The 16,746-nt window shown below is 72.3% G+C and carries 14 protein-coding genes; 7 read left to right on the top strand and 7 right to left on the bottom strand.

Annotated elements, in window-relative coordinates:
- Positions 1 to 55: 55 nt before the first annotated feature.
- Together ACZ6NZ_RS14890 and ACZ6NZ_RS14885 are read right to left on the bottom strand one after the other, a co-directional pair.
- Positions 56 to 1,072: a GNAT family N-acetyltransferase gene (locus tag ACZ6NZ_RS14890; protein WP_465858871.1), complete on the bottom strand. Its 1,017-nt coding sequence runs from the start codon at positions 1,070 to 1,072 to the stop codon at positions 56 to 58.
- Between the two features lie 72 nt (positions 1,073 to 1,144).
- Positions 1,145 to 2,707, bottom strand: a complete 1,563-nt coding sequence (locus ACZ6NZ_RS14885; protein ID WP_465858870.1) for a lytic transglycosylase domain-containing protein — start codon at positions 2,705 to 2,707, stop codon at positions 1,145 to 1,147.
- Between the two features lie 55 nt (positions 2,708 to 2,762).
- Here ACZ6NZ_RS14885 and ACZ6NZ_RS14880 point away from each other — a divergent pair, with 55 nt between their 5' ends.
- Complete coding sequence (locus tag ACZ6NZ_RS14880; RefSeq protein ID WP_465858622.1) at positions 2,763 to 2,975, top strand: FmdB family zinc ribbon protein; 213 nt, start codon at positions 2,763 to 2,765, stop codon at positions 2,973 to 2,975.
- Positions 2,976 to 3,127: 152 nt separating this feature from the next.
- A complete protein-coding gene (locus tag ACZ6NZ_RS14875) occupies positions 3,128 to 5,968 on the top strand; it encodes an ATP-binding protein (protein ID WP_465858621.1) in 2,841 nt (946 codons plus the stop codon).
- A 498-nt stretch (positions 5,969 to 6,466) separates the two neighbouring features.
- Here ACZ6NZ_RS14875 and ACZ6NZ_RS14870 read toward each other — a convergent pair whose 3' ends face one another.
- Both ACZ6NZ_RS14870 and ACZ6NZ_RS14865 read right to left on the bottom strand, forming a co-directional pair.
- The gene (locus ACZ6NZ_RS14870) at positions 6,467 to 7,003 is read right to left on the bottom strand and encodes a phospholipase (RefSeq protein ID WP_465858620.1); all 537 of its coding nucleotides are present in this window, start codon (positions 7,001 to 7,003) and stop codon (positions 6,467 to 6,469) included.
- A gap of 179 nt (positions 7,004 to 7,182) precedes the next feature.
- Positions 7,183 to 8,838 (bottom strand): glycoside hydrolase family 10-like protein, encoded by a 1,656-nt coding sequence (locus ACZ6NZ_RS14865; protein WP_465858619.1) that lies wholly within the window; start codon positions 8,836 to 8,838, stop codon positions 7,183 to 7,185.
- A 202-nt stretch (positions 8,839 to 9,040) separates the two neighbouring features.
- On the opposite strand from ACZ6NZ_RS14865, the gene ACZ6NZ_RS14860 reads away from it, so the two are divergent.
- Together ACZ6NZ_RS14860 and ACZ6NZ_RS14855 are read left to right on the top strand one after the other, a co-directional pair.
- Positions 9,041 to 10,537 (top strand): amino acid permease, encoded by a 1,497-nt coding sequence (locus tag ACZ6NZ_RS14860; RefSeq protein WP_465858618.1) that lies wholly within the window; start codon positions 9,041 to 9,043, stop codon positions 10,535 to 10,537.
- A 90-nt stretch (positions 10,538 to 10,627) separates the two neighbouring features.
- Positions 10,628 to 11,689: a LacI family DNA-binding transcriptional regulator gene (locus ACZ6NZ_RS14855; RefSeq protein WP_465858617.1), complete on the top strand. Its 1,062-nt coding sequence runs from the start codon at positions 10,628 to 10,630 to the stop codon at positions 11,687 to 11,689.
- Positions 11,690 to 11,761: 72 nt separating this feature from the next.
- Here the strand turns inward: ACZ6NZ_RS14855 and ACZ6NZ_RS14850 are convergent, their stop codons facing one another.
- The 3 genes from ACZ6NZ_RS14850 to ACZ6NZ_RS14840 all read right to left on the bottom strand — a co-directional run bounded on the left by ACZ6NZ_RS14850 (position 11,762) and on the right by ACZ6NZ_RS14840 (position 14,947).
- A complete protein-coding gene (locus tag ACZ6NZ_RS14850; RefSeq protein ID WP_366610670.1) occupies positions 11,762 to 12,487 on the bottom strand; it encodes a methyltransferase domain-containing protein in 726 nt (241 codons plus the stop codon).
- 475 nt (positions 12,488 to 12,962) lie between these two features.
- Positions 12,963 to 13,271 (bottom strand): hypothetical protein, encoded by a 309-nt coding sequence (locus tag ACZ6NZ_RS14845; RefSeq protein WP_465858616.1) that lies wholly within the window; start codon positions 13,269 to 13,271, stop codon positions 12,963 to 12,965.
- Between the two features lie 38 nt (positions 13,272 to 13,309).
- Positions 13,310 to 14,947, bottom strand: coding sequence for an ABC-F family ATP-binding cassette domain-containing protein (locus tag ACZ6NZ_RS14840; RefSeq protein ID WP_465858615.1), 1,638 nt, complete (start codon positions 14,945 to 14,947; stop codon positions 13,310 to 13,312).
- A 62-nt stretch (positions 14,948 to 15,009) separates the two neighbouring features.
- Between ACZ6NZ_RS14840 and ACZ6NZ_RS14835 the strand changes: the two genes are divergently transcribed.
- The 3 genes from ACZ6NZ_RS14835 (at position 15,010) to ACZ6NZ_RS14825 (ending at position 16,706) form a co-directional block, all read left to right on the top strand.
- The gene (locus ACZ6NZ_RS14835; RefSeq protein ID WP_124860484.1) at positions 15,010 to 15,780 is read left to right on the top strand and encodes an ROK family protein; all 771 of its coding nucleotides are present in this window, start codon (positions 15,010 to 15,012) and stop codon (positions 15,778 to 15,780) included.
- 130 nt (positions 15,781 to 15,910) lie between these two features.
- Entirely contained in the window at positions 15,911 to 16,279 is a 369-nt protein-coding gene (locus tag ACZ6NZ_RS14830; RefSeq protein ID WP_355005736.1) for a tetratricopeptide repeat protein, read from the top strand.
- A 172-nt stretch (positions 16,280 to 16,451) separates the two neighbouring features.
- The gene (locus tag ACZ6NZ_RS14825; protein ID WP_007465523.1) at positions 16,452 to 16,706 is read left to right on the top strand and encodes a Smr/MutS family protein; all 255 of its coding nucleotides are present in this window, start codon (positions 16,452 to 16,454) and stop codon (positions 16,704 to 16,706) included.
- Positions 16,707 to 16,746: the final 40 nt, after the last annotated feature.

Raw genomic sequence — 16,746 nt, 5'->3', positions numbered from 1 at the left:
TTAAGGTGCGCGACTGTCCACCGTCCATCCTCTAATGGACAGTTTCGTGAATTTCTCAACGCGGTGGATCGAGGCGGTGCACCAGCTCAGCGACGTCGACGCTGTATTCGCACCAGTCCCGGTCGGGGCGGTAGCCCAGCTCAGCGTTGACCTTCAACATCGCCTCGTTGGCCTGCGCGTTCCAGGTCTGCACCTCGATCAGCTCCGGCTCGGCGGAGCGCAACTCCAGCAGCATCCGGGCCTTGATCGCCCGATCGATGCCGTAGCCCCGGTGATTCTGCGCCACGATCGTGTCGTACTGGTCGGCGCGGGTCGGGTGCTGCGCCGGCACCACCACCTCGGTCAGGCCGGCCACCTCGCCGCTCTGCTCGTGTCGGGCGAGCATGATGTACGGCTTCATGCCCCGCCGGTGCAGCGTGTCGAGGCTGTCGCGCAGCCGCTCCGGGTCGTAGGAGCTGGGGCGCAGCTCACCGTCGTCGACGTCGCGCACCTCGGCCTTGGCCCGCGCGTACGCCTCGATCAGGTCGTCCGGCGGCCCGCCGGGGAAGAACTCCAACTGGTAACCCGCCCCGATGCCGGTGGCCATCTCGGCCAGCTCGGCCCAGTCCACCGCCGTCAGGTCGAGCACGCTGCGCGTCTCCACGTACTCCCGGTTGAAGCCGAGCGACTCGTAGAACCCGACCGCCGGCGTGTCGCCGACAACCTCGACCCCGATCGACCGGAAGCCCTCCTGGTAGACCCGGCGCGCGGCGCGCAGCACCAGGTCACGGCCGAGACCGGTGCGCCGGGCGGACGGGTGCACCAGCACCTCGAGCACACCGATGTCACCCAGAAGGAGGACGTGCACCTGGCCGATCACCGCGCCCGTGTCGCCCGGGGCGGTCGGCTCGGCCTGGGCGATCCAGGAGATCCGCCGCTCGCCGGGCATCACCTCGGCGAGGTACTCCCGCAGTGAAGCCTCCCGCCAGGGCGGGTCCTGCGGCAGGTCGGCCGCCAGGACCGCGTTCAGCGTGGCCAACAGCGACGCGATCTCGGCGGACGACGCGGTCCTGGGGTCCCACTCGCGCACCATCACCCGTCTAGCTTGCCGCTAACAGAGGCCCGGGGGAAGTGTCCAGTTCTCCAACGTATCGAGACGATCACTTCACGAGCGACTGGCCCGTCCGTACCGGTTCGCGGTGTCGTAGACGTCCTGGGCGTACCGCCGTACGTCGTTGTAGGAGAGGATCGCGTTCCACCAGTCGCCCGCGATGCTCAGGTTCCGGCCGCCCTTGCAGAGGTAGTTCCCCGCCGCCAGCGCCGCGTCGTCCAGGTCGTGCGGGTCCTTGACGCCGTCGTTGTCCGCGTCCGCGCCGATCTCCTGCCAGGTGGTCGGGATGAACTGCATCGGCCCGATGGCGCGGTCGAGGGTCGAGTTCCCGTCGAGCGCCCCACGGTCGGTGTCGATGATCCGCATCCGGCCGTCCTTGCCGTCCAGCGGCAGCCCGAAGATGTTGGGTACCGCCTTGCCGTCCTGCCCCAGCCGCGCGCCGTTGGTCGAGCCGTGATCCGATTCGACCTTTCCGATCGCGGCCAGCGTGGTCCAGCTCAGCGCACAGCTGCGGTTGGTCTGGGCGAGCACCAGCTCGGCGTAGCCGTACGCCTGCATGGCCACCGCCGGGATACCGACCTTGGCGCCGACCTGCTGCGCCCAGCCGGCCAGGGCGTCCGACGGTCGGCCACCGATCACCGCACCGGTCGGCAGCCCGTTGCCGGGCAACCCGCCGGAGGGCAGCGGAAGGGTCGGTAGCGGTCCGGTCGGCAGCGGTCCGGTCGGCAGCGGACTGGTCGGCAGGCCGGACGGCATCCCGGGCGCTGCCACCCCGCTCGGCGCGGCCGAGGCGTCGACCGCGACCGGGCGAGGCGCACGGATCGTGGCCGGCACGAGCAGCGCTCCCGCCGCAGCCGTCGCGGCAACCAGCGCCAGCAGGAACACGCCGGGCAGGGTCAACCGACCGCTCGGCCGGCGGGCCCAGGCGCGGGTCGCCTGGGTCGCTGCGGCTGCTGCCCGACGGGGCGGCAGCCGTACCGCGTGCGCGAACTGCACCCGCCGTCGGCGGGCCGGGTTGGACACCGGCACGACCGGAATCTCATCCACAGTGGTCTTCGCCGGATCCGCGGCACCGGGCTTCGCGTCCTCGGCGGGCGCGTCGGCGCTCGACGCGCCGGCCGTTCCCGACGCGGCCGGGCCACCGGCGCCGCCGTCCGCCCCCGCGGCGTCGGCCTTCACGTTCCTGGCCTCGGGGATGTCGGTCTTCGCGGCGTCGGTCTTCGCGTCCGTGGCCTCGCCGGTCTCGGCCTTCGCGGTCTCGGCCTTGGCCTTGCCGGTCTTGGCCTCGGCTGCCGCGGCCAGGGGGCCGGCTGCGGAGCTTGCGGCCGGGACAGATTCGGCCGGGACCTTCGTGCCGGTGGCGCGGGCGTCCGGTTCGGACCTGGCGGACTCGGCTGCGGTGGACTTCGCTGCTGGCGGAACCGCTGTGGCGGCTGGTGGCGTGGTGGTCGCTGGCGTGCTCGGCGCGCCGGCGGAACGCCCGCTCAGCCAGGGGCGGCGAGGCCGGGGCACCTTGCGCGCCAGGTCGGGCGCGGCCCCGGAGCCTTCGATCGGCCCGTCCAGCGGCGCGGCCGGTCGTAACGGTTGCACACGCGTGTCGTCCTCGCCGTCCACCACCTGTCGAGTATCACCCATGCGTCGCGAACCGTCAGATCCACGTACCCTGGGTGGCATGCCCCGGTACGAGTTCCGCTGCCGCGCCTGCGGCGACACCTTCGAGGTCAACCGTTCGATGGCGGCGGCCGGTGAGCCGGCCAGCTGCCCGCAGGGACACGCCGACACGGTCAAGCTTCTTTCCGCGGTCGCGGTCACCGGTCGCGGTGGTGGTGCCCCGGCACCCGCCGCTGGCGGTGGTGGCTGCTGCGGCGGCGGCTGCGGCTGCTGATCGGGCCGATTCGCCGCCGCCTGGTGGGCCAGCCTTGCCGGGAACGGGCCTGAGTGGCACGTTGGGGCGGCACTTGCCCGGCCGTTCTCACGATGTGTGATCGTTCGGACTCAGGCAGCATGAACCCGACGTCACGGGCGGAGGTTCCTCGCATGTCGCCACGGATCCAGCTCCCGAGCGGTTGGGTGACCTTCGTATTCACTGATATCGAGGGTTCGACACGGCTGGCTCAGCTGCTCGGCCCGGACTACCGCCCGGTGCTCGCCGAGCATCGACGGCTGCTGCGCCGCACGCTGGCCAGCACCGGTGGCGCGGAGCTGCTGACCGAGGGCGACTCGTTCTTCCTGGCCTTCGAGGAAGCTTCCGCGGCGATGACCGCGTGCCTGACCGCTCAGCGGGCACTGTCCAGCCACGACTGGCCCACCCCCGAAGCCGCGCCCCGGGTGCGGATGGGCCTGCACACCGGCTATGCCGAGCCACGCGACGGCGAGTACGCCAGCCCCGAGGTGCACCGGGCCGCCCGGGTGGCGGCCGCCGCGCACGGCGGGCAGGTGCTCTGCACGGCGTCCACCGCCCGTCGGGCCGAGCCGATGCCGCCGGGAGCGACCCTGCTCGACCTGGGGTTGCACCGGCTGCGCGGCTTCGACGACCGTGAACGCCTGTTCCAACTGGTCGCACCGGGTCTGGAGCGACAGTTCCCCCGGCCCCGCACGGCCGACGCGGTGGCGCACAACCTGCCCACCCAGGTCACCTCGTTCGTCGGCCGGCAGGCCGAGCGCATCGAGTTGAGCCTGCTGGTGCGTCAGAACCGCCTGGTCACCGTGCTGGGCGCCGGCGGCGCGGGCAAGACCCGGCTCGCGGTGGAGTTGGCCAGCGGAGTTGTCGAGGCGTACCCGGACGGGGTCTGGTTCGTCGACATCGCCTCGGTGACCGACCCGGGGTTGGTGGCGTTCGCCATCGCCGCCGTGCTCGGCCTGCGTCCCGAGCCCGGCCGGCCGATGCTGGACACCCTCGTCGAGTACGCGGCCGGCCGTCGGATGCTGGTCGTCCTGGACACCTGCGACACCCAACCGGCCGCCTGCGCCGAGGTGATCGCGCGGCTGCTGTCCGGTGGCAGCGGCGTACGGGTGCTGGCCACCAGTCGCGAGTCGTTCAGCCTGCCCGGCGAGGTGGTGTGGCGGATTCCGCCGCTCTCGGTCGACCCGCGCGCGGACGGCGCGGAGAGCGACGCGGTGGCGCTGCTGCTGGACCGTACGGCGGCGGCGCGTGGTGGTCGGCAGCCGGACCCGGCCGAGTCCGCCGACCTGCGTCGGGTCGTGCAGCGGTTGGACGGCCTGCCGCTCGCCATCGAGCTGGCCGCCGCCCGGCTGCGGGTGCTCTCGGTCGGTCAGCTCGCCGAGCGCCTGGACGACGTCCTCGGCACCCTGGACGCCGGCCGGGAGGACCCGGATCCGCCGCCGGTGGAGCGGGGCTGGTCCGGCAACCAGCAGGACACCGTCGACCTGGTCGCCGCGGCGGCCGGAGCGTCGCCACCCACCCCGGCGAGCCGGGCGGTGCAACGCTCGGCCACCGAACGGCATCTGACCATGCAGGCCACCGTCACCTGGTCCTACCGGACGCTGGGGCCCCGGGCCGCCCGTCTGCTGCGGTGGCTGGCGGTCTTCGCCGGCCCGGTGGATCTGGCGACGGTGGAGTGGCTGCTGGGTGACGATCCGCTGGACCCGCTCTCGGTCCTGGTGGACAAGTCGATGGTGTTGGCCGAGCCGCGTGCCTCCGGCAGCACCTACCGGATGCTCGACCCCATCCGGGCGTACGCGGCGCGACGGCTGGCCGAGGCGGGCGAGGAGCAGGCCGCCCGGGACCGGCACGTGGCCTGGTCGGCGCACGCGTTGGACCGGGCCCACCTGGGCCAGGACGGCCGGCCGGTGACGTTGTCGCTGTACGCCCTCGATCCACTGGCCGGGGAGCTGCGCGCCGCGCTGCGGTGGTGCGCCACCGGCGGCAGCGCCCGTGCCGGTCTCGGCCTGGCGGGTGGGCTGGACCAGTGGTGGCTGGAGCGGGGCCTGGCCCGCGAGGGGCGGCTGTGGCTGTTCCGGCTGTACGGACGGATCGCGGAGACGGGAGAGCGGATCCCCGAGGCGGAGCTGGCGGCGGCGTACCACATGCATTCGCTGCATGCCAGCGCCGACGGCGAGTTCGCCGAGGAACTGCGCTACTCCCAGCGGGCGGAGGCAGCGGCCCGGCAGGCCGGCGACGCCGGGTTGCTGGCTCGGGTGCTCGCCGGCAGGGCCGCGCCGCTCGTCGACATGGGGCAGTTCGTCGAGGCCGAACGGGTGTGCCGGGAGGTCATCGACTGGGCGCACGGGCAGGACGTGGTCGGCGAAGCTCTGTTCGCGGTCTTCAGCCTGGCCGAGCTGCTCTGGCGACGGGGTGCCCTGGAGGAGGCCGCGGAACTGCTGGGCGCGGTGCGTCCGGTGGAGGCCGCCCGGCCCGTGGAGCGGGGCCGGCGTTCGGTGGACATGCTGCTCGGCATGGTCGCGCTGGCCCGCGGCGACGTGATCGCCGCACACGAGCATCTGCTGGTGGCGCTGCGCTCCCGGATGGGTCACGGCTACCACGGGCGGGCGTGCGACACCTTGAACGCGGTAGCGGTGCGCTGCGCGATCGGCGGGGAGCGGTTGACCGCCGCCCGCCTGTTCGGGGCGGCGCAGGCCACTCGGGCGAGCATGCGGGCCACCCCCGGCATCTTCGGCGGTTACTGGGCCGAGCAGCAGGGGGAGTTGCGCGCGGTGCTGGGCGACACGGCCTTCGACGACGCGTACGGCGAGGGTGCGGAGCTGGGGCTGGACGAGGCCGCAGCGCTTGCACTCGACGTGGAACACCCGGACCTGGCGGCGGACTCGACCCGCTTCAGCACCGGCCTGTCCCAACCAACCCCCCGCCGACCCGCCGACCCCGACCGCCACCCCGCCACCCGAACCGAACGCGCCTAACCCCACCCCGCCTCGCGCGCCCTGCCCCCGCGCCCTGCCCCGCCCTGCCCCCGCGCCCTGCCCCGCCCTGCCCCCCGCGCCCTGCCCCGCCCTGCCCAACCCCGCGCCCCCGCCCCGCCCCCGCCCCCGCGCCCCGCCCTGCCCTGCCCTGCCCCGCCGATCTTGCACATTCTGTCGCGAGATACCGGTGCCAAGGCGGCAAATCGACAACCGAAAGTGCAAGATCGGCGGGGCAGAGCGCGGGTCGCGGGGCAGAGCGCGGGGCAGAGCGCGGGTCGCGGGGCAGAGCCGGGGTGCGGGGCAGGGCGCGAGGACGCGGGGCAGGGCACGAAGGCGTGAGGGCGTGGGGCGGGGCAGGGCGTGGGGGCGTGGGGCGGGGCAGGGCGTGGGGGCGTGGGGCGGGGCAGGGCGCGGGCGTGGGGCGGGGCGCGAGGGCGCGGGTGCGGGTGGGGTAGGGGTGCGGGTTGGGGTGGGGGAGGGGTGCGGGTTGGGGCGGGGTTAGTGGGTTTGGGCGTTGGCTTCGGCTTGGGCCTTCATTCGGGCGGCGCGGTCGATGTCGGCCTGCTGGACGGCCGCCACCGAACCGAAGATGCTGACCGCCTGGTAGTAGGTCCAGGCCAGGCTGTAGCAGGCCGGTCGGACAACCGAGTTGTACGTGGTGCAGACGCGCTTGAGGTCCTCGTAGAAGGCGCTGTCGAGGCGGGGCTTGTTGGCGGAGAACTGGCCGACCGCCTTGTAGTTGCGGTAGCCGAAGTCGTGCCGGTAGCAGCCCAGGTTGAAGGTGAAGCCGAGCGGGTTGTCCGGGCTGGACGAGCAGTAGTCGGTGGACCAGTTGAAGTTGTAGTCGGCCCAGGGTGCCCGGTTGACCCGGGCGCTGTTCCACGAGTTGTAGCTGGACGCGCTGGTCTGGGTCCAGCTGGACAGCACGGAGAGCTTCTGGGCGGGGGTGACGGCGGCGGCGGGTGAGGCGATGGCGAGGGTGGCGAGCAGCGCTGATGCGCCCGAGGCGAGCAGGGTGGCGAGACGTCGGGGCACGGGTTACCTCCGCGGGGGTGAGCGGGTGGGACGGAAGTTACCGGCGGGTTACCGGATGTCGATGAGTGTCGATCAGCTGATCAACTGGGTGGTATGCGCATCGCCAACTATTGGTGACATGCGTTGAAACAGACGAATGCCCCGGACGCGCGAGGCGTTCGGGGCATTCGGAGAGACGGTCAGCGCAGGACGAATGCCGGCGGGCTGGCAGCGCTCTCGTTGGCCGACCGGTCCAGTGCGGTCAACTGGTAGGTGTAGCGCCGACCGGGCTCGGCCGACGTGTCCACCCAGGACTGGACGTTCCCGGGCGTGGCCCGGACGGTGTCGACCAGGTGCGCGGCGTCGGCCGTGGCGCACCGGCCGGGCAGCGTGGTGCCGTCGAACCGGTAGATCGCGTACGAGGTGGCGGTGCCGAGCGGGCCGACGCCGTCGGCGGGCTGCCGCCAGGTGAGCCGGACCCCGTCGGCCTGCCGCGCCGCCTTGCTGACCACCGGGAAGAGCAGCGGTCGCGCCGGCAGGTGGGGCATGGCCGGCACCAGCGCCGGGCGGGAGTAGTGCTCGGCGGCGTAGATGTCGGTGGCGTCGAGCCGGTTGGCCCGTACCTGCACCGCGGAGAAGTGCACGTTGCCCTGCACCTCCGGGTACGACCGGTTGAGCGTCAGGTGGTCGGACAGCTCACGCGGGTTCTGCCAGTACGGCCCGTACGCCGGGTCTCCGCTCTTGTAGTCGGCCTGGCCGATGTAGAGCTGCACGCGGGTGCCGCGCACCGTCTCGGCCCACCACGGCACGAGGCGCGCGTAGTCGGCGGCCGGGTACTGGCCGATGTACCAGTAGAGCTGCGGCACCACGTAGTCGATCCACTCCTGCTTGATCCACTTGCGGGTGTCGGCGGAGATGATGTCGTACGACTGGCTGCCGGTGGTGTCCGAACCGAGCGGGTCGGCGGTCTTGTTGCGCCAGATGCCGAACGGGCTGACGCCGAACTTCACCCACGGCTTCGCCGCCTTGATCTTGCCGTTCATCTCCTGGATCAGCAGGTTGATGTTGTCCCGCCGCCAGTCGGCCCGGTCGGTGAAGCCCCGGTTGTGGGCCGCGAAGGTCGCGTCGTCCGGCACCTGGTACGTGCCGCTGGGATAGGGGTAGAAGTAGTCGTCGAAGTGGACGCCGTCGATGTCGTACCGCTTGACTGCGTCCATCATGGCGGTCTGGACGAACTCGCGTACCTCGGGGATTCCGGGGTTGTAGTAGAGCCGGCTGCCGGCCACGCCAGCCGGTGGGTAGGCGAAGGTCCAGTCGGGGTGCTGCTGGGCCGGGTGGCCGGGGGCGAGCTGGGCGAGGTCCGCGCCCGCGCCGCCGGGGGCCGGCATGGAGACGCGGTACGGGTTGAACCAGGCGTGGAACTCCAGGTTCCGCTTGTGCGACTCGTCGACCAGGAAGGCCAACGGGTCCCAGCCCGGGTCCTGGCCGCGAACCCCGGTCAGGTACTCCGACCAGGGCTCGTACGGCGAGGGCCAGAGCGCGTCGGCGGTGGGCCGGACCTGCACCACGACGGCGTTGTGGTGCAGCCGCCCGGCGAGGTCGAGCAGCTCGCGGTACTCGGCCTGCTGCGCGGCGATCCGGTCGGGGCTGGTCTGGGACGCCTTGCTGGGCCAGTCGATGTTGACCACCGACGAGATCCACATGGCCCGGAACTGCCGTTTCGGGGTGGCCGGGTCGGTGGCGCAGGTGGTGGTGGTGTCGACCGCGCTGGGGGCGGCACTCGCGGGGGTGGCGGTGACGAACGTGCCGAGCAGGGCTGTGACCAGCCCGGCGACTCCGAGTCGGGTGGCTTTCATGCGGTGTGTCCCTTCGTTGGGGCTCCCGGATGCTTCGCGCGGTGCGCGGCAAGATTCGCCGTCGATGTCCGCGTTGCTGGTAGGAAATTTTCACAATCTGGCCATCGCCGCAAGAGTTCGTGGTTGACCAATCGCTCCGCTGGGTAGCAACGCCGGTCACCGGCCGCCACGGGGGTGGTCGCACGGTGGGAGGGGTGACCGGGTGTCCGTGCTGCGCACAAAACCAATCAAGGACGTGATAGCCCAGGGTGAGGCGGACGGCAGCGACGGCCAGTTGGGGCTGAAGCGACGGCTCGGCGCGATCGACCTCACCGGCTTCGGCATCGGCATCGTGATCGGCACCGGCATCTTCACGCTCACCGGCATCGAGGCCCGCGACAGCGCCGGGCCGGGCGTGGTGATCTCCTTCGCCATCGCCGGCGTGGTGGCCCTGCTCGCCGCCCTCTGCTACGCCGAGCTGGCCTCCAGCGTGCCGACCGCCGGCAGCGCCTACACCTACGCGTACGCCACGATGGGCGAGATCGTCGCCTGGATCATCGGCTGGGATCTCCTGCTGGAGTTCGCGCTCGGCGCCGCGGTGGTGGCCCGAGGCTGGTCCGGATACCTCGCCGAACTGCTCGACCTGCCGACCCGATGGTTCGGCGAGGAGGGCAGCACCGTCAACGTGGGCGCCATCGCCATCGTGCTGATCCTCGGCGTCGTGGCGATCGTCGGCATCCGGGAATCCGCCCGGATCACCAACCTGCTGGTGCTGGTCAAGGTGGCCATCTGCGTCTTCGTGGTGGTAGCCGGTCTGTTCTTCGTCAAGGCCGCCAACCTCACCCCGTTCATCCCGCCGGCCGAGCCCGCCGGGAGCGGCGACGACGGCATCAAGCAGCCGGTCACCCAGGCGCTCTTCGGGCTTGAGCCGTCCGTCTTCGGCTTCGTCGGGGTGCTCAGCGCCGCCGCCGTGGTCTTCTTCGCGTACACCGGCTTCGAGGCCGTGGCCAACCTGGGTGAGGAGACGCGCAAGCCCAAGCGGGACCTCACCCTGGGTCTGCTCGGCACCCTGCTGATCTCGACTGTGCTCTACATCGGCGTCTCGCTGGTGGTGGTCGGGATGGTGCCGTACACCGAGATCGACCGGGGCGCCCCGATCGCGTCGGCCTTCGAGTCGGTCGGCGCGGGTTGGGCCGCCGTGCTGGTCTCCATTGCCGCGGTCGCGGGCCTGACCAGCGTCATCCTCGTCGACCTGGTGGCGATGGGCCGGATCGGCTTCGCCATCGCCCGGGACGGTCTGATCCCGCCCTCGATCGCGAAGGTGCACCCGCGCTGGGGCACCCCGTACCGGATCTCGGCGATCATGACGGTGGCGGTCGCGCTGCTGGCCGGCTTCCTGCCGCTGTCCGCGCTGGCCGACCTGGTCAGCATCGGCGCGCTCTGCGCGTTCGTCCTCGTGTCGGTGGCGGTGCCGATCCTGCGCCGCAAGCGCCCCGACCTGGAGCGGCCGTTCCGGGTGCCGTTCTCACCGGTGCTGCCGATCGTCTCGGCGCTGGCCTGCTTCTATCTGATGCTCAACCTGTCCGTGGAGACCTGGCTGCGGTTCCTGGCCTGGATGCTGCTCGGCGCGCTGATCTACTTCGGCTACGGCTACCGCCGCAACCGGTTGGCCCAGCACGAGCCCGCCGTCGCGCCGACCCCCCGCGAGCCGACTGCCTGACCCGAAGGTGCGCAAGGGCCCCGTCGGTGGGGCCCTTCCGCGCGGCCCGCGCAGCTATGGTGCGCTCGGTCACCTCGGGGAGGTTGCGGCGTGCGACACAGACTCAAGGACGTGGCGGAACGGGCCGGCGTCTCCGTCAAGACCGTCTCCAACGTGGTGAACGGCCACGTGCACGTGCGACCGGACACCCGGGCCCGGGTCGAGCAGGCGATCGTCGAACTCAACTACCGGCCGAACCTCTCCGCCCGTCACCTCCGCAAGGGCCGCACCGGCGTGATCGCGCTCGCGGTTCCGGAACTGGACATCCCGTACTTCGCCGAGCTGGCCCGTCACGTGATCAGCGCCGCCGCCGAGCACGGCTGGACGGTGCTCGTCGACCAGACCGGCGGCCGGCGCGGCCAGGAGCGGGCGCTCGCCCCCGGTATCACCGACCACCTGATCGACGGGCTCATCCTCAGTCCGTCGGCGCTCACCGCGGCGGACCTGGCCGGTCTGGACGGCATCCCGATGGTGCTGCTCGGCGAGCGGACCGACCATTGCCCGGCGGATCGTGTGGTGATCGACAACGTGGCAGCGGCCCGGGAGATCACGAGCCACCTGATCCAGTTGGGTCGCCGCCGCATCGCGGCCGTCGGCCCGCAGCGCACCGACGGGGGTGCCAGCGCCCGGCTGCGCCTGGCCGGCTACCGCGACGCGCTGCGCGCCGCCGGCCTCGACGATTCCCTGGTGGCGTTCGCGCCGGCCTGGCACCGCGCGGACGGCGCGGCCGCGATGCGCGGCCTACTCACCTCCGGTGTACGCCCCGACGCCGTCTTCTGCTTCAACGACACGCTGGCCCTCGGTGCCCTGCGGGCGCTGCACGATGCCGGCCTGCGGGTGCCCGAGGACGTGGCGGTCGCCGGCTTCGACGACATCGAGGACGGCGGGTTCGCCACCCCGACCCTGAGCACCGTCGCCCCGGCGAAGGAGCAGATCGCCCGGCTGGCCGTCCAACTCCTCGCCGACCGCCTGAACGGTGACCCCACCGCCCCCGCCCGGGAACTTCGCGCCCCCCACTGCCTGAAACTCCGCGAGTCCACCCAGACCCACCCGCCCAGCCCGCCCAGCCCGCGTCGCCCGCCCAGCCCGCGTCGCCCGCGTCGCCCGCGTTGATCATGAAGTTATTGCGGGACACGCCGTCATTCATGGCAACAACTTCATGATCGACGAAGGGTGGGCGGGTGATCAGTCGAAGAAGCGGGCCAGGTGGGACTGGGGTGCCGGGTCGGCGTCCGGGGGAAGGGGCGTCAGGTCGGCGAAGATCGAGGCACCGTCGCAGCCCGCGTGCAGTGGGTACCAGCGCGGCGTGCCCGGGGGCCGCAGCTGGCAGATCCCCTTGAACGTCTGCACGTCCATCAGCCGGACGTGGGTCGGGTCGGCTACCGCGTTCACATGCCCCCACCAGGGGCTCATCACGTGTAGCACCCCACCGGGGCGGAGCACCCGGTGACACTCGTCGACCAGCGGCAGGAAGTCGATCAGGTGCTCCAGGATGTGCACCGCGAAGAGGACGTCCACCGAGTTGTCGGCGAGCGGCAGCGAGCCGGACAGGTCCGCCACCGCATCCACGCCCGGTGCCGGGTAGATGTCCAGCCCCAGGTTGCTCGACCACTGCTTGGTCGGCCCACAACCGAGGTCCACCACCACCGGCGCTCGCCCGCCGATGCCGACCCGGCACCAGACGCCGTAGACACCGGCCAGCCGTCCCACCAGCTCCCGCACCAGCCGTAGCTGGGCGGGCTCGGCCACATCACCGCTCAGATGCGCCACCCCCCGGTCGAACCGCACCTCGACCGCCAGGCTCCGCAACCGGTCATCATGCTGGACCTGATCCGCCCATGTCTGGGCGAGGAAATCGTCGATCGCCCGCAGCCGGTCGGCCGAGGGCGGAGTCTGTGCTAAAGCGACCATTCGGGCCACCTCCCGCCGCGCGATACCCGCAATCCCGCCCGTTATGCCCCGCTCGTCCACCTCGTCGCCCTTCGAGGCGAGGTCCGCCGACGCCGACGCCGACGCCGACGCCGACGCCCACGCCCACGCCCACGCCCACGCGCGTGTCGCGGGTCCCGGGCGGATGCGCAGTCATCCTGATGTCACACAGTCATCACGATGACTCTGTGACATCGCGGTCAACCGAGGCATGCGCTTCGCGCCGGCACCCGGCTTCGCGCCGGCACCCGGCTTCGCGCCGGCACCCGGCTTCGCGCCGGCACCCGGCTTCGCGCCGGCACCCGGCTTCGCGCCGGCGCCCGGCTTCGCGCCGGCACCTGGCTTCGCGCCGGCACCGGCTGAGCCGCCGAGCGGTCCAGGCGGCTCACACCAACGCACGGAAGGCAGGTCGCGCCACCGAGCGGGGAGGGGCCGCCTCGGCCTGGAGCGGGTCGGGTCAGCCGGAGATGGTGCGCCGGCCGCCGCGCATCCGTTGCCGGGGTGGCGGGTCGGCGGGCTTCGGCCGTTTCAGGTGGTAGCGGTGCAGTTCGTGGTTGCCGGGCAGGGACGGGTCCTCGCTCATCGCGACCAACTCCCAGCCCTGGTCGCCGGCCCGGTTCAGGTGGGCCAGCGAGGTGTCGCCGTACGGCGTCACGTCGACCATCGAGCCGTCCGGGCCGTACCAGACGAACATGACCTCCCAGCCGAGGTCGGTGGTCGCAGCTTGACGGCGGCGGACCAGCAGGGCGTACTCCCACTTGAGCATGGCGTCATTCTCACCCCGCGCCGGCCGGCGGGCACGGATCAATCCTCGGCGATCCGCCCGGCGTCGACCCGCAGTCGCCGGTTGGTCTCGATGGCGGCGAGCATCCGCCGGTCGTGGGTGACCAGCAGCAGCGTTCCGGGGTAGCTGGCCAGCGCCGATTCGAGCTGCTCGATGGCCGGCAGGTCCAGGTGGTTGGTGGGTTCGTCCAGCACCAGCAGGTTGACCCCTCGACCCTGGAGCAGGGCCAGCGCGGCCCGGGTCCGTTCGCCGGGGGAGAGAGTGGCCGCCGGTCGCGGCACGTGCGCCGCCCGCAGGCCGAACTTGGCCAGCAGGGTCCGCGCGTCCGCCGGCGACAGGTGGGGTACGGCCGCCTCGAACGCGTCGATCAGCGGCACGTCGCCGAGGAACAGTCCGCGGGCCTGGTCCACCTCGCCGATCACCACGCCGGGCCCGAGCGAGGCGGTGCCCTCGTCCAGCGGCAGCCGGCCCAGCAGCGCGGCCAGCAGGGTGGACTTGCCCGAGCCGTTCGCCCCGGTCACCGCGACCCGGTCCGCCCAGTCGATCTGGAGGTCGACCGGGCCGAGGGTGAAGCCACCGCGGCGTACCACGGCTCCTCGCAGCGTGGCCACGACGGCGCCGGCGCGGGGCGCGGCGGCGATCTCCATCCGCAGCTCCCACTCCTTGCGGGGCTCCTCGACCACCTCGAGCCGTTCGATCAGCCGATCGGTCTGCTTGGCCTTGGCGGCCTGCTTCTCGCTCGACTCGGCTCGCAACTTGCGGCCGATCTTGTCGTTGTCGGTGGCCTTGCGGCGGGCGTTCTTGACGCCCTTCTCCATCCAGCCACGCTGGGTCCGGGCCCGAGCCTCCAGCCCGGCCTTGGTCTCCGCGTACTCCTCGAAGTCCGCGCGGGCGTGCCGGCGGGCCACCTCGCGCTCCTCCAGGTAGGCCGCGTAGCCGCCGCCGTAGTGGTTGACCTGCTGCTGTGGCAGGTCCAGCTCCAACACCCGGGTCACCGTGCGGGTGAGGAACTCCCGGTCGTGGCTGACCAGCACCGTGCCGGCGCGCAGCCCGGTGACGAACTCCTCCAGCCGTTCCAGCCCGGCCAGGTCCAGGTCGTTGGTCGGCTCATCGAGCAGGAAGACGTCGTACCGGCTGAGCAGCAGCGACGCCAGCCCGGCGCGGGCCGCCTGACCGCCGGAGAGCCCGGTCGTCGGGTGGTCCAGGTCGACGGCGAGCCCCAGGTCGGCGCTCACCTGCTCGGCGCGTTCGTCGAGGTCCGCGCCGCCGAGGGCGAGCCAACGCTCAAGCGCGTCGCCGTACGCGTCGTCGGCGCCCGCCGCCCCGGCGGTCAGCGCCTCGGTCGCCGCGTCCAACGCCGCCTGCGCCGCGGTCACCCCGGTCCTGCGGGCCAGGAAGTCGCGTACCGTCTCGCCCGGTCGCCGTTCCGGCTCCTGCGGCAGGTGTCCGACGCTCGCGGTGGGCGGGCTGAGTCGCACGCTGCCGGCCTCGACCGGCAACAACCCGGCGAGGGTACGCAGCAGCGTCGACTTGCCGGCCCCGTTCGGCCCGACCAGGCCGATCACGTCGCCGGGGGCGACTACCAGGTCCAACCCGGAGAAGAGTGAGCGGTCGCCGTGCCCGGCGGCCAGGTCCTTGACGATCATCGTGGCGCTCATCAGGACGGCAGCCTATCCGGCCGCCTGCATATCACCGCTCCCCAGCGGGCAGACTCAACGACGTGGTGACCACACTGGCGATCGACTGCGGCGGCGGCGGCATCAAGGCGTCCGTGCTCGACGAGGCGGGAACGATGCGGGCCCGGCCGTTGCGGGTGCCCACCCCGTACCCGTTGCCGCCCGCGTTGTTTGTCCGGACCCTGCTGGATCTCGGCGGGCGCCTGCCAACGGCGGACCGGCTCACGGTCGGCGTACCCGGGATGATCCGGCACGGAGTGGTCGTGAGCACGCCGCACTACGTGACCCGCAGCGGCCCCCGCAGTCGGGTCGACCCGGACCTGCTGGCCGAGTGGTCCGGCTGGGACGCGCGCGGCGCGCTGGCCGACGCGTTCGGGGTGCCGGCGCTGGTGCTCAACGACGCCGAGGTGCACGGTGCCGGGGTGGTCGCCGGTACTGGCTGTGAGCTGGTGCTGACCCTGGGGACGGGGCTGGGCAGCGCGCTCTTCGACGGTGGGGTGCTCGCACCGCACCTGGAGCTGTCGCACGCGCCGGTGCGCTGGGGCACCACCTACGACACGTACGTCGGCGAGCCGGAACGGCGGCGGCTCGGCGACGCCTTCTGGTCCCGCCGGATCCGGCAGGTGGTGGACGGGCTGCGCCCGGTGTTCCGCTGGGACCGGCTCTACCTGGGTGGGGGCAACTCCCGGCTGATCCGACCCGAGCAGCTGGCCCGGATGGGCGACGATGTGGTGGTGGTGCCGAACACCGCCGGAATCGTCGGCGGTGTGCGCGCCTGGGAACTTTCCGCCGGACGGCGCAACGCCCGCACCTGACCGTTCGACGCCTCTTCGGCGGCCATCGGCGGCCGGAAGTGACCCGATCTCGACCCCGGGAACAGTCGCCAAACGTTCGGTGTTGTGCCAGCGTCGGAACAGGTGACGGTGCGACCCGAGGAGGTGGCAGATGGATCTTCTGGCGGACTACCGGCGGGCGACCATGTTCTTCGAGACCGGTGACCCCAGCGGTGCGGCCCGACTGCTGGAGCCGATCATCGACGCCGAACCCGGCAACGCTGCGGTCCGGCAACTGCTGGCCCGGGCGTACTTCCAGTCGGCCCAGCTCAACCGGGCCGAGGAGCACCTGCGTGAGCTGGTCGAACGGGACCCGAGCGACCACTACGCGCACCACGTGCTCGGTCGGACGCTGGAGCGGCTGAACCGGCACACCGACGCGCTGCGGCACCTGCGGATCGCCGCCGCGATGTACGCGGCCAACGACGACTACCGGACCGCGCTGGAACGGGTGGAGACCCGCGTGGGCGGCCGGCGCTGAGCGTGCGGGTCGACGTGGCAGGGGCGGTCCTTCGGGGCCGCCCCTTCGTCGTCGTCGGGCGACCTGGCGGACGTGCCCCGGCCGCCGTCTGGGCCCGCCGCAGGCCGGCCAGGGGCTTCGACACACGCCCTAGGATGGCGGACATGGGACCTGACCGGCCGGGGGCTGCGGCATGAAGCTCAAGCTGGACCTGCACGAGATCTTCAACAAGGGCCAGGACATCGACCGGGCGTTGCGCGGGATCATGGACGAGGCGGTGGCGAAGAAGGCCACCCTCGTCGAGATCATCCCCGGCAAGGGGTCCGGCCAGCTCAAGAAGCGGGTGCTGCGGTTCCTCGACCAGAAGGACGTCAAGCAGCTCTACCACCGGGTGGAGAAGGACTCGAAGAACTTCGGCCGCCTCTTCGTCCACTTCCGCTGGAAGTAGGCCGCGCGTTCGGCCGACCTGCGTAGCAGGGCGCTGCCAG

The sequence above is a fragment of the Micromonospora sp. NPDC047756 genome, assembly GCF_055587245.1.
The sequence above is the reverse complement of the archived record's forward strand: the minus strand, read 5'-3'. Positions and strand labels throughout refer to the sequence as shown.